At 66.5% G+C, this 12,485-nt stretch carries 12 protein-coding genes; 8 read left to right on the top strand and 4 right to left on the bottom strand.

What is annotated here, in order from left to right; all coding sequences use genetic code 11:
* Positions 1-149 precede the first annotated feature (149 nt).
* Positions 150-584, top strand: coding sequence for a MarR family winged helix-turn-helix transcriptional regulator (locus ABID41_RS03340; RefSeq protein WP_331928807.1), 435 nt, complete (start codon positions 150-152; stop codon positions 582-584).
* Positions 581-2,029 (top strand): DHA2 family efflux MFS transporter permease subunit, encoded by a 1,449-nt coding sequence (locus ABID41_RS03335; protein WP_331928809.1) that lies wholly within the window; start codon positions 581-583, stop codon positions 2,027-2,029. Before ABID41_RS03340 ends, ABID41_RS03335 begins: the two co-directional genes overlap by 4 nt.
* 120 nt (positions 2,030-2,149) lie before the next feature.
* Here the strand turns inward: ABID41_RS03335 and ABID41_RS03330 are convergent, their stop codons facing one another.
* The 3 genes from ABID41_RS03330 to ABID41_RS03320 form a co-directional block, all read right to left on the bottom strand.
* Positions 2,150-3,010 (bottom strand): alpha/beta fold hydrolase, encoded by an 861-nt coding sequence (locus ABID41_RS03330; RefSeq protein ID WP_331928811.1) that lies wholly within the window; start codon positions 3,008-3,010, stop codon positions 2,150-2,152.
* A 194-nt stretch (positions 3,011-3,204) separates the two neighbouring features.
* A complete protein-coding gene (locus ABID41_RS03325; RefSeq protein WP_331928813.1) occupies positions 3,205-3,840 on the bottom strand; it encodes a response regulator transcription factor in 636 nt (211 codons plus the stop codon).
* Positions 3,833-6,922, bottom strand: coding sequence for a sensor histidine kinase (locus tag ABID41_RS03320; protein WP_331928815.1), 3,090 nt, complete (start codon positions 6,920-6,922; stop codon positions 3,833-3,835). The genes ABID41_RS03325 and ABID41_RS03320 overlap by 8 nt, the downstream gene beginning before the upstream one ends.
* A gap of 259 nt (positions 6,923-7,181) precedes the next feature.
* On the opposite strand from ABID41_RS03320, the gene ABID41_RS03315 reads away from it, so the two are divergent.
* From ABID41_RS03315 to ABID41_RS03305, 3 genes are all read left to right on the top strand, one after another.
* Positions 7,182-7,829: a response regulator transcription factor gene (locus tag ABID41_RS03315; RefSeq protein ID WP_331928817.1), complete on the top strand. Its 648-nt coding sequence runs from the start codon at positions 7,182-7,184 to the stop codon at positions 7,827-7,829.
* Between the two features lie 82 nt (positions 7,830-7,911).
* The gene (locus tag ABID41_RS03310; RefSeq protein WP_331928819.1) at positions 7,912-8,301 is read left to right on the top strand and encodes a response regulator transcription factor; all 390 of its coding nucleotides are present in this window, start codon (positions 7,912-7,914) and stop codon (positions 8,299-8,301) included.
* Positions 8,294-9,535, top strand: coding sequence for a sensor histidine kinase (locus ABID41_RS03305; protein ID WP_331928821.1), 1,242 nt, complete (start codon positions 8,294-8,296; stop codon positions 9,533-9,535). The genes ABID41_RS03310 and ABID41_RS03305 overlap by 8 nt, the downstream gene beginning before the upstream one ends.
* 69 nt (positions 9,536-9,604) lie before the next feature.
* Here ABID41_RS03305 and ABID41_RS03300 read toward each other — a convergent pair whose 3' ends face one another.
* Positions 9,605-10,387 (bottom strand): glucose 1-dehydrogenase, encoded by a 783-nt coding sequence (locus ABID41_RS03300; RefSeq protein WP_331928823.1) that lies wholly within the window; start codon positions 10,385-10,387, stop codon positions 9,605-9,607.
* 294 nt (positions 10,388-10,681) lie between these two features.
* On the opposite strand from ABID41_RS03300, the gene ABID41_RS03295 reads away from it, so the two are divergent.
* From ABID41_RS03295 to ABID41_RS03285, 3 genes are all read left to right on the top strand, one after another.
* A complete protein-coding gene (locus tag ABID41_RS03295) occupies positions 10,682-11,461 on the top strand; it encodes an SDR family oxidoreductase (protein WP_331928825.1) in 780 nt (259 codons plus the stop codon).
* A 205-nt stretch (positions 11,462-11,666) separates the two neighbouring features.
* Positions 11,667-11,870 carry a hypothetical protein gene (locus ABID41_RS03290; RefSeq protein ID WP_331928827.1) on the top strand — a complete coding sequence of 68 codons (204 nt, stop codon included), beginning with the start codon at positions 11,667-11,669 and terminating at the stop codon, positions 11,868-11,870.
* Between the two features lie 20 nt (positions 11,871-11,890).
* Positions 11,891-12,475 carry a glutathione binding-like protein gene (locus ABID41_RS03285; protein WP_331928829.1) on the top strand — a complete coding sequence of 195 codons (585 nt, stop codon included), beginning with the start codon at positions 11,891-11,893 and terminating at the stop codon, positions 12,473-12,475.
* Positions 12,476-12,485: the final 10 nt, after the last annotated feature.

Raw genomic sequence — 12,485 nt, 5'->3', positions numbered from 1 at the left:
TCTGCAACCGGTCGGCTCCAGCCGACCTTCCTGGCCTGCAGCGCCGCAGCTTGGCGACGTATTACGTCCAACCTGGTCGGGCGAGGGCGTAAGCGCCGATGGCCGAGGATAGCGCTTGACTAGTTAGTTAGACGATCTAACTACCTCGCATGCTTGCAGCCAACTCAGAAGTCACAGCCCTGGCCGAGGCGCTACGCCCGGCGCTGCTACGCGTGTCCCGCCGGCTTCGTCAGGAGGCGCGGAAGGCGGGGCTCTCCGAGCAGGACGCCCTGCTGCTCGGGCAAATCCGCATGAACCCCGGGATCGGCGTCAGCGCCCTGGCCGACGCCGAGCGCACGTCCCGCCCGACGATGAGCGCCCACGTCAAACGCCTCGCGGAGGCCGGCCTCGTCAGCCGCAGCGACGACGCTGAGGACGGGCGACGGTGTGGCCTTGCGATCACCTCCGCGGGTCTGGACAAGCTCGACCAGATTCGGCGTGAACGGAACGACTGGTTGGCGTCGCGTCTGCGCGGCCTTCCGCCGGAAGAACGCGACGCGCTCGCGCGGGCCGCCGCCCCCCTGCTGAGGCTCGTGGCGCCATGAGCTCTCCGGAAGGGACGATCGAAGGCGCCGTCGCGACGAAAGACGACAGCGCGGTCACCAGGGGCTGGCTGGTGCCGGCGATCATCGGCTCGGCGCTGCTGATGCAGACGCTGAACGCGACGGTGATCTCCAATGCGCTGCCCGCCATGGCCGAGACGTTTGGTGTCGAGCCCATCCGGCTCAATGTCGCCATCACCACCTACATGCTGGCGGCGGCCATATTCCTCCCGCTCAGCGCCTGGATCGCCGATCGCTTCGGCGCGCGGCGGGTATTTATGAGCTCCATCGTGCTCTACACGATAGGTTCGCTCGCCTGCGGCATGGCGAACGACATGCTCGGCCTGGTCATCGCGCGTTTCCTTCAAGGGGTCGCCGGCGCCACCTTGATGCCAGTCGGCCGCCTTGTTCTGCTTCGGACGACGCCCAAGAGCGAACTGGTGGGCGCGCTTGCGGTGTTGACGATGCCGGCGTTGCTGGGGCCGGTGGTCGGACCGATACTTGGCGGCGCGATCGTCACCTTCGCCAGTTGGCGATGGATCTTCCTGATAAACTTGCCGATCGCCCTGATTGGCCTCGTCCTGGTCTATCGCTACGTGCCGGAAGTGAAGGAGCAGGAGCCGCCGCGGGTTGACCTGACCGGCATCATATTGACTGGCGTGGGCCTCGCCTGCCTGATCTTCGGCTTCGAGAACCTCGGGCGTGATCTGTTGAGCCCCTGGGCCGTAGCCGCCCTGTTCGGCGCCGGCGCCGTCAGCCTCGTCATCTACGGCCGGCACGCCCGCCGCACGCCGCACGCGGTGGTCAACCTGGACGTCTTCAAGAACCGCACCTTCTCCGCATCGGTAATCGGCGGCGGCTTCATGCGGGTGGGGATGGGGGCCAACCCCTTCCTCCTGGCGATGATGTTGCAGGTGGCGTTCGGAATGACCGCGTTCGCGGCCGGAACCATGACCTTCGTCTCCGCGATGGGAGCCCTGCTGATGAAGACCAGCGCTCCGCCGCTCCTGCGCCGGTTCGGTTTCCGCACCGTGTTGCTGGTCAACGGGGTGATCGTGGCGCTCAGCTTCATGTCCTACTCGCTGTTCCGCCCGACCTGGCCGCATTGGGGCATCATGCTGGTGCTGGGGATCGGCGGCTTCTTCCGCTCGCTGCAATTCACCAGCCTGAGCGGGATGGTCTATGCCGACATCGATCAGGAGGAGATGAGCCGCGCGACCACCACCTCCTCCATGATCCAGCAACTGGTGCAGTCCATCGGCATCGCCTTGTCGGCTCTTCTTCTGCACCTGCTGATGACCGTGAACCACACGACCACGCTCACTCCGGAGGTCGTGTCTCCCGCCTTCATCATCGTGGGGCTGGTGACCCTGATCTCCATGTTGTGGTTCATACGCCTGCCGCCGAACGCCGGAGACGAAATGAGCGGCCGGGTTCCGCGGATCTGACCGCTTCCCGCTTCAAGGCGGGATCAGGCGATGGCCCGTCATGGCGCAGGAGGGCGGAGGGGCGTCACAGTCGCCGCCCGGCTCACCTGCTATCGGGCGTGGTCAACACGTGGTCCCGCCTTAGGCGACCGCGCGCGTGTCTCCGGCCGCTTCGCCCTTGATGAACGCCAGCAGGTCGGCGTTCACGATCTCCGGGTGCGTCTGACACGCTCCGTGCGGCAGGTCCTTGTAGGTCTTGAGCACGCCGTTCTTCAGGAGCTTGACCGTCAGAGGCGCTGAATCGGCATAGGGTACGATCTGGTCGTCTTCGCTGTGGATCACCAGAACCGGAACGTCGATCGCCTTGAGATCCTCGGTGAAGTCGGTCTCCGAGAACGCCTTGATGCACTCGTATCCGGCCTTGACGCTTCCCATCATGCCCTGCCGCCACCAATTGCGGATCAATCCCTCGGACACCTTCGCGCCTGGCCGGTTGAAGCCGTAGAACGGGCCGGTCGGAATATCGAGGTAGAGCTGAGCGCGGTTGGCCGCCAACGCCGCGCGATACCCGTCGAACACCTCGATCGGCGTTCCACCCGGATTTGAGTCCTTCTTGACCATCACGGGCGGCACTGCGTCGATCAGCACGGCCTTGGACACGCGCCCGGGTTCGGCCCGCGCCACGTAACGCGTGACCTCGCCGCCGCCCGTCGAATGCCCGACGTGAATGGCGTTCTTGAGGTCGAGCGCCCTGACTAGCTGGGCGACATCATCCGCGTAGGTGTCCATCTCGTTGCCGAGATCGGTCTGGTCTGATCGTCCGTGGCCCCGTCGATCATGCGCGATGACGCGATACCCCGCCGCCAGGAAGAACATCATCTGGTTGTCCCAGTCGTCCGAGCTAAGCGGCCAGCCGTGGTGAAAGACGATCGGCTGTGCGTCCTTCGGCCCCCAGTCCTTGTAGAAAATGTGGACGCCGTCGTGGGTGGTGATGGTAGCCATGGTCTCGCTCCTCCTGAGCCGCGCGGGCTCTCGCCGACGCTCTAGGCGCCATGGGGCAAGGCTCTCATTCGGGCGGCCAGCACCTCAATCGTGCTTTCGGCTAGGTCCGCCCGGCGGCGAACGTCCGCCGGGAGGGGATGGCCTATGCCTTGGTATACGGCAGGTTGGCCCTTGGTCCTGATCGATCCCCGGCGTCAGAGAACGATGATCCCTCGGCGGACGGCGACCGTGACGGCGTGCGTTCGATCAGCGACGTCCAGCTTGCCGAAGATCGCCTTGAGGTGCGCTTTCACGGTTTCCTCCGACAGGCCCAGTTCCCAGGCGATCTGCTTGTTCGCCTTGCCGACCGCGACCAGTTCCAGCACCGCGACCTCCCTCTCGCTGAGCGCGTCGTCGACGATGTGGAGCGCGATCTCTTCGGCGACGTTGCGCTGGAGGTAGCGGCGGCCGCTGTACACGTGATGGATGGCGTCCAGCATCTCGGTGCGCAGGCTGCTCTTGAGAAGGTAGCCCATCGCGCCGGCCTTCAGGGCCCGCACGGCCTGGACGTCGCCGTCATAGGTCGTGAGCACCACGATCCGGGCGTCCGGCTGTTCGGCGCGGATGGCCTTGATTGCGTCCAAGCCGCCCATCCCGGGCATCTGCAGGTCCATTAGCGTCACGTCGGGCTGCAACTCCCGGAAGCGCACGATCGCTTCGACCCCGTCGCGGGCCTCGCCGACGACCGCCATGTCGGTGCGGTCCTCCAGGATCAGGGCGACCCCCTCGCGCAGGATCGGATGATCGTCGACGACAAGAATGCGGATGGGGCGGGAGCTGGATTCAGACACCGGCGGTTCCCCTCCAGGAACGAAGCTGTGAAAAAGGCCGCCGTGCGCCCTTGGCGCGGTCGGCGAAGGCGAGGTTGGCGGGCAGCTTTAGGGCCACCTCCGTGCCGGCCCCCGCGCGCCTGTTGATGAAGAACGCGCCGCCGATCCGTTGGGCGCGCTCACGCATTCCGATCAGGCCGAAGTGACCGGGCTTGCGGCCGGCCTCCAGCACCTCTTCAGCGATGCCGACGCCGTTGTCGCGAAGCCGGACCAGGAGTTGATGGGGAGAGTACTCGATCATGACCTCGACTGCGGTGGCCCTGGCGTGACGCACGATGTTGAACAGCGCCTCTCCGGAAAGACGGCCGATCTCGGCCACAATCAGTGGATGCACCGCACGCGGGGCTCCGACCTCGGTGACCTGGACCAGCACGGCCGGGTCAAAGCCGGTGGCGGCGATGACGTCCTCGAGGGTCGCCCGCAGGTCGCGCGGCCCCTCGGCGATCCGCAGGTCTCGCACCCGATTTCGTCCGTCCACGATGACATCATCGGCCCGCTTCAGGGCCGTCTCGAGCAGATCTCTCGATGGATCTCCCGGCGCCATCTTATTGGCTACGGACTGGAAGCGCAGGATCAGTCCCTGAACGCTCTGCAACAGCGTATCGTGCAGCTCGCGGGCGATGCGGTCGCGCTCCCCCAGCCGCGCTTCCAGCCCCACCCGAACCCGCTCGGCGACCTGGGCGACGCGCAGGCGGTAGAGCAGCCAGAAGAGCCCGGTGGCGAGCGCCAGGCAGAGCAGGGGGAACCAGGGCGACTGGAAGAAGGTCGGCGGAATCTCGAACTCGACCGAAGCGCCCTTGCGGTTCCAGACGCCTTCGCTGCTCGCGGCGATCACCTGGAACTCGTACTTCCCCGGCGGGAGGTTCGTGTAGAAGGCTTGCCGCCTCGCGCCCGGGTCTATCCAGGTGCTGTCGAACCCCTTGAGCCGGTAGCGCACCTGGCTGCGTTTGGGGTCGGCAAAGTTCAGGACCGCGAAGTCGATTTCGACGTTTGGCGTTTCGCTGCCCAGCTTGAGCGAGGCGGGATCGCGATAGAGATGACCATTGGCCGTCACCGATTTGATGGCCAGTCCTGGCGGCAAATAGGTCCGCGCGATCTGCCGGGGATCCATCCATAAGGCGCCGGTCTCGGTGGCGACCCATAGGCGCCCGTCGCCGCCTCGCACGATGGAGCGCTGGCTGTGGGAGTGCGGCCGGCTGGTCAGGCCATCGCCGAGGCCAAGCGTCAGCGTCGGCCGCGGCGCCTCGCCTTTGGAAAAGGCCTCGGCCAGGTCCGACGAGCGGAAACGGACCAACGTCCTGGGATAGGCGATCCAGGTGTCGCCTTCCGGTGTCTGCACGAGGCCGCTGATCCGCCGGTCCGCGGCCGTGGGATCAGCCCAAAGGGTCTGGATGCTCATCCCCTGGAAGCGTGACAGGCCAAACGCGCCCGCTGCGATGATGTCGCCGGCGGACGTCGGATAGAGCGTCAGGGCTTGCGGACCGCCCTGGCCATGGTCGGGAATGAACCGCCGCCGATGCTCGGCGTCGAAGCGCAAGAGAGACGGCTGGTCGGACTCTCCAATCCAGGCCAGGCTGTCGCGGCTCCATTGAACAACCAGATTTCCCCGGGGACCAGCGACCAGCGTCGTCGGGTAGAAGCCGTCGACCGCGGCGGAGCCGTACATGGCTTCCCAGCGGCCATCATGAAAGCGGTGCATGCCGCCGCCGCCGGCGGCGGTCCAGTAGTCGCCGCGTGAATCGAAAGCGCAGTCAAAGATGATGCTGTGGGTGTTGCTCGCCGGCGCCCGATCGATCCGCCGTTGCACGCGCCCATTCCGCCACACGGTTATTTGGTCGGAGAAGGCGATCCAGATCGCGCCGTCCGGCGCTTCGCACAGCGCCTGCGGCTCCGAAATGTTCTGCAGGATGGGTTCCGGCCGCCCGCCCGCCGCGATCCGGTAGATGGTCCTGGCCTCGCCGATATAGACCGAACCGTCCGAGGCGGCGAGGAGCTTGTCTCCGAATGCGGCCGGCCTGGTCAGTTCCGGCTCGGCTCTCAGGGTCGCCGGCCGCAGCTTGTCCAGGCCCTTTTCGGTGCCGACCCACAGGTTGCCCTCCCGGTCTTCCAGGACGTCATAGGTGACGTCCGAGGAGAGGCCGCCGCTACTTTGCAGACGCTCCGCCAGCGGATTGGCCGAACCCGAGGGATTGATCGAGGCCACGCGCTGCACCCCGTCATAGCGCGTGGCGATCCACAGGTTGCCGGCGTGGTCGATGACCGGCGCGCCCCGGATCTGCGCGTCGTCGGTCGGGTAGGGGGCGCGAAGCGGCGGCGGCGAGCCAGCGCCGCCCGGGCCGCTGATCGGATAGCTGCCCCGCTTCTCCGACAGCCAGATGCGCCCAGCCTGATCGACAGACAGGCGTCCGTTGGCCTGTGGCGTGCTGCGCACCGTCTCAAAGCGCGTTGCGCCCGCAGCCAGCCGTACGACCGAGTTGCAGAACGAGATCCACACCGCACCGTCCGCAGCGACCAGCATGCTCAGCGCGTCGTCCAGGGGCAGGCCCTGCTTGACGTTGAATGAGGTCCATTGGCCGTTTCGCAGGCGTAGGACTTCAGCGTCGAACTTCGCGGTCAGCGCCCAGATCGAGCCGTCCAGGCCTTCGGCCATGTCGATGACCCGGTTCGGGGCCGCAGGAGCGTCCAGAAGTCGCAAGGCGCCCTTGCGATAGATGGCGAAGCGTCCGGAAGATGAGAAGTTGCTCCAGACGTCCCCATTGCGCGTCACCAGCAGGGCGCTCGGCTGGCCTTGGGACTGGTCATCCCCCTCGGCGACGATCGGCTCGAAACTGACGCCATCAAATCTGAACAGGCCCTGGCCCGTCGCCAGCCAGAGGAAGCCGTCGCGACCCTGTGCGATCGCAAGCACTGGCGCCGGAGCGTCGATGGCCTCGGTCCACGGCTGGTGGGTGTAATGCGCAAGGCGACGCGGCAGGTCGGCGGCCAGGGCCGCGACCGGCTGCAGCAGCATGGCCGCCACGAGCATCACCTTGATCAATTGCATCCCGCGTCCTGCTGCGCCGGTGGCGATCAGCACCGGTTCTCGACACCTACCTTATCGTTTGGGGCGGCCTAGCCCCAAAACGGTAGGCCGGAAATCCCTCTATCGAGGGCGCGCGGCTCACCACTCCGAGGGCGCCCGCCGGCTCTGGCACGGAGCGATAGTGCGCCTCCTCGCCGGTCGTGCGGCAAAAGGATGCAATCATGAGCCAGGAGTCTTGGGCCCAGCCTTTCCCAAGCGCTAGCGACGGATGCGGATCCGCATGAGCGCCGTCGCCGACATGACTGCGCAGCCGCTCGTTCAGATCGTGGATGATGATCTCGATGTCCGGACGGCGCTCGCCGAACTCCTGTTTTCAGTCGGAATAGCCGCCGCGACCTTCGCGTCCGGCCGCGAATGGCTGCAGTCGGGCCAGCGGGACCTGCCAGGCTGCCTGATCCTCGACGTGCGGATGCCGGGTTCGAGCGGACTTGATCTGCAGCATCACCTTGCTGGAAGTCACGACCCCAAGCCGATCATCTTCCTTACCGGCTATGGCGATATTCCGATGAGCGTGCAGGCGATGAAGGCGGGCGCGGTGGACTTTCTCACCAAGCCGGTGAGGGATCAGACCCTGCTCGACGCGGTGACGGTTGCGATCGAGAAGGACGCGGCGCAGCGCGCCAGGGCCGACGCTGTTAGACGCCACCTGGATCTCCACGCCACGCTGACGCCGCGGGAGCGGCAGGTTCTGCGCGAAGTTGTCGAGGGGCGGCTCAACAAGCAGATCGCCTACGATCTCGGCATAAGCGAGGTCACCGTGAAGCTGCATCGCAGCAAGGTCATGCAGAAGATGCGCGCCGGTTCGGTGGGAGAACTGATCCGCGCCTGGGAAACCCTGCCCGCGGGCGCTCGCGAGGAACGGTCCTAGACCATGGTATGGTATCGGCCCGCCCGGGATTGGGCGACAGCTTGGAGCGGCCCTGATGGCCGCAAAGTAAAGGTACAGGCTGTTGCCCCTTCCCTTGGTGATTGCGATCGTCGACGACGACCCGGAGGTGCGGGACGCGCTCTGCGATCTCCTGTTGGTCGAGGGCCTCGAATGCCGCGCCTTCGAGAGCGCCGAAGCCTTTCTTGGGGCCTATTCGGCAGGAGTCTTCGCGTCGGTCATAACCGACCTGCGGATGGCGGGGATGTCTGGCCTGAAGCTCCTTGCGTCTCTCAAGGCCGCAGATCCGAGCTTGCCGGTCATCGTCGTGACGTCCTTCGCGGATCCGCAAATCCAGCAACAGGCCCTGGAGCGCGGGGCCAGCGCCGTGCTGATCAAGCCGGTCAGGGATGTGGACCTCCTCGGACGCCTGTCGGGCTTGCTCGGCGAAGGCAAGAAGCCGTCCGATGGATGACCTGACCAGCCGCCCGACCGGCCGCCACGTAGCGGCGGATGACGTGCAGCTCAGGATCCTCATCCATCATGCTCCCACACCGCTCTGGTACGTGGACCTACGTGCGGTTGGCGAGGCGTTCGAGCAGCTCCGCGCGCGCGGCGTGACGGACATTGCGGCATACCTCGACGCCCACCCTGAGCTGGTGGAGACCGCCAAGGATATCGTCCTGGTGACCGAGGTGAGCCAGGCGGCCATGGCGCTGTTCCGGTCGGCCTCGGCCAAGGATCTGATCGGTCCGGTTCGCTACCTCTTCGCTGCGACCCCGGCCATGGCCCGGCGCGTCATGATCGCCCACTTCGACGGCCGCCGGAATTACGTCGAACAGGCGAGGATGACGACCTTCGACGGCGAGGTCCGCGATGTCATCTTCTCGGTCACCTATCCGACGCCGGGCGAGCCGCAAGACACCGCCTTCATCACCATCGAGGACGTGACCGACAGCCTCCGGACGCAGGCGCAGTTGCGTCGGTTGCAGACCGATTTCGCCCATGCGGCCAGGCTCTCGATGCTGGGGGAGCTGGCCGCGGCGATCGCTCATGAGGTGAAGCAACCCCTCGCCGCCATCGTCACCAACGCCGAAACGAGCCTCCGCTGGCTCTCGCGGGGCGAGCCCAACCTCGCCAAGGTGCGCGAGCTCACTGCGCGCGTCGCCGCGAGCGCAGGGCGCGCCAGCGACATCATCCAGCGCGTACAGGCCATGGCGACCAAGCAGGATCCGCATCACATCCCGCTCGATCTGGCGGAGGTCGTCGACGAGGCCCTTCACTTCGTCAGCCACGAACTCGACGGGCGCGGCATCGAGCTGTCTCGCACCCAGCTCGAGGCTCTTCCAACCATCCTTGGCGACCGGATCCAACTGCAGCAGGTGGTGGTCAATCTCCTGGTCAACGCCATCCAGGCGATCGGCGAGGGCGCCGGTCGCGAGCGTCGGATCGAGCTTGAGCTTGGCCTTGAGCCGAGCTGCGCGGTCATGCTGGCGATCCGCGACACCGGACCAGGCGTCGCGGCTGGCGACCTTCGACGCGTCTTCGATGGGTTCTTCACCACCAAGAACACCGGGGTCGGGATCGGCTTGTCGGTCTGCCAGTCGATCGTCGCCGAGCATGGCGGCAGGATCTCTGTGTCGAACCACCCGGCCGGGGGCGCGATGTTCCAGGTGCGCCTTCCCATCGTCCCCGCTCCCGAAGCCTAGATCAACGTCGTTCGCGTCTCGCCCCAGCCGTATCCAGGCGGCCGGAGCGAGACCTGAGCCCCCCTGGGGTCAGAGCAGGGCCATGCCGCCATCTGCGCGGAGGTTCACCCCGTTCACGAAGCTGCTGGCGTCCGAAGCCAGGAACAGCGCCGCCTGGGCCAACTCCTCGGCGCGCCCCATCCGGCCGAGCGGTATGGCTTGCGCCATGGCCTTCTCGAAGGCCGGGCGGGCTTCAGCCGGAACGCCCAGCTTCCCCAGGATTGCGGTCGCTACGGGACCTGGGCTCAGGACATTGACGCGGATCCGCCGCGGGCTGAATTCGATCGCCCAGCTACGGGCGAACGCCGTTAGCGCGGCCTTGGAGCCGGCGTATACGGCATGTCCGTCCAGAACCTTCTCGCTGGCCAGTGAGCCGGTCAGGATGATCGACCCGCCGTCACGCATGAGCGGCGCCAGCTTCTGGACGCCGAAGAACACGCCGCGCGTGTTGACGGCGAACTGGGCGTCGTATTCGGCTTCCGACACCTCGGCCGAGGGCGTGATCGTGTTGATCCCGGCGTTGGCCATGTAGATGTCCAGCCCGCCGAACCGCTGGCGGACCTCCTGGGCCACGAGGTCGTGATGGCTGGGATCGGCGACATCGCCGGCGATCGCCACCGCCGCATCGCCAATCTCAGCAACCGCCTCGTTCAGAGCCTGGCGGCTTCGGCCGGACACCACCACCTGCGCGCCCGCATTCGCGAACGCCTTTGCGGCGGCCAGGCCTATGCCGCTGGTCCCGCCAGTGATCACGGCGGTGCGGCCTGCCAGAACAAGGGCCGGCGCCGGCGCGCCGTGTGAAGTCGGGGGCATCGTCCGGTTTCCTTTGACGATTGAAGCGATGTCCCGATTTGCGGGCGCCGGCGGGCGCCTGCCATTCACACGAAGGGCGGAACTTGCGCCCTCCGAAGCGTGGCCGGACCTCGATGCCCAGGTTGCGCGCCCTATCCGCGCAGCGGAGCTTCGCTAGACCTTGGTGTAAGGTCGGCCTGGAGCCGCCCTATACGCCGGTATAGGGCGGCCTCGCCCTTCATCCAAATCGACCCAGGCCAACTCGGCGGCCTAGCCTCGCAAGCCTCGAAGCCAGACCTGCAGGAGGCGGCCAGCATGAAGATCGTGGTCATCGGCGGCAGCGGCCGCATTGGCGAGAAGCTCGTCTACAATCTGCGTCAGGACGACTTCATGGTCCTGGAGGCCTCGCCCACCTACGGGGTGAATGCCGTGACAGGCGAGGGGCTGGACGAGGCGCTGGCCGGCGCCGAGGTCGTCGTCGACGTCTCCAACTCTCCTTCGTTGGAAGGCGAGGAAGCCTTGCGGTTCTTCGAGGCTTCCGGTCATCGCCTGCTGGCCGCGGGTCGCGCCGCAGGCGTGCGCCATCACATCGCCCTCTCCATCGTCGGGACCGACGGCCTGCAGGCGAGCGGATACTTCCGGGCCAAGAAGCTGCAGGAGGACCTGATCCGGGGCTCGGGCGTACCCTTCAGCATTCTCCGGTCGACCCAGTTCTTCGAGTTCATCGCTGGCGTGGTGCAGGCCGGCGCCGGGGATGACGTCGTCATTTCCCCGGCCCTGACACAGCCGATCTCGGGGCTCGACGTGGCCGAAGCGCTGGCCGATCTGGCGACCGGCGAGCCTCTCTATGGGATGGTCGAGATCGCCGGGCCTGAACGTTTCCGCCTATCCGATCTCGCTAACGAGGTGCTCACCGCATACGAGGACCGGCGGCGGGTGATCGTTGATCCCCATGCGCTCTATTTCGGCGCAGAGCTTGCCGAGGAGGCGCTGCTTCCCGGGCCAGCGGCCCGCATCGCCCAACTGCGATTCGAAGACTGGCTGCGGCAGAGCCTGCAGCCGCTCAGCGCCCTCTCGCAACTTCAACTCGGATAAACGAACATGAAAATCGTAGTCATTGGCGGCGCCGGCAGGGTCGGCGCCGATCTCGTTCAGCGCCTGCGGCGGCAAGGACACGAGGCGAGATCCGCGTGGCGCCGGCGCCTGTCCAGCCGATAGCCGCCAGCGACGTGGCCGAGGCATTGGCCAATCTCGTTCAGGTCCCGCCGGCGGGCGCCACCATCGAGCTCGCCGGCCCGGCATGCATCGCCTGGATCAGATCATCGGCAGGTTCATGGCCGCTTCGGCAGATAACCGGCCGATCCTGGTCGATTCCCAGGCCCTATACTTCGGCGCGCCGCTGGCCGACGAGACCCTCATGGCCGGCAGCGTCCCCCGTTTCGGGCACACCGAATTCGATCGCTGGCTGCGTCGCTGGACCAGCGCCCACGCCGTCACGAACTGACCACAGCCCAAGGAGTCCGGATGAAGCTCTACTATAGCCCAATGGCCTGCAGCCTGGCCGATCATATCGCGCTGGAAGAAGCCGGCGTCGCCTATGAGCGCGAGCGGGTCGATCTCAAGACCAAGTTGACGGCCTCCGGCCGCGACTTCGGCGAAGTCACCCCAAAGGGGTATGTCCCGGCGCTCGCCTTGAGCAGCGGCGAGGTCCTGACGGAGAACATCGCGGTCCTGGAGTGGATCGCTTCCCAGTTTCCCGAACTCGGCGTCGATGGCCCGCTCGGCCGCACCCGTTTGCTCGAGGCCCTGGCCTATGTCTCAACCGAGTTGCACCGGAGCTTCAAGCCCATGTGGCATCCGAGCAGCGAGGCGGAGAAGGCGAAGGCCCGCTCGACCGTGAGCAAGCAACTCGAGTATGTCGCCGATACCATGGAGGGGGACTACCTTTTCGGGCCCTCGCCCACCGTCGCCGACTTCTACCTGTTCGTCATGCTGCTCTGGGCCCAACGCTTCGAGGTGAGCGTCCCCCAAGCGCTCGACGCCCTGCGCGGCCGCATGATGGAGCGTCCCGCCGTCCGCAGCGCGCTCAGCGAAGAGGGAATTCTCTAGGCGTTTCCGC

The sequence above is a fragment of the Phenylobacterium koreense genome (genome assembly GCF_040545335.1).
GTDB classification, from domain to species: Bacteria; Pseudomonadota; Alphaproteobacteria; order Caulobacterales; family Caulobacteraceae; genus Phenylobacterium; species Phenylobacterium koreense.
This window is presented reverse-complemented; position numbering and strand designations above follow the sequence as displayed.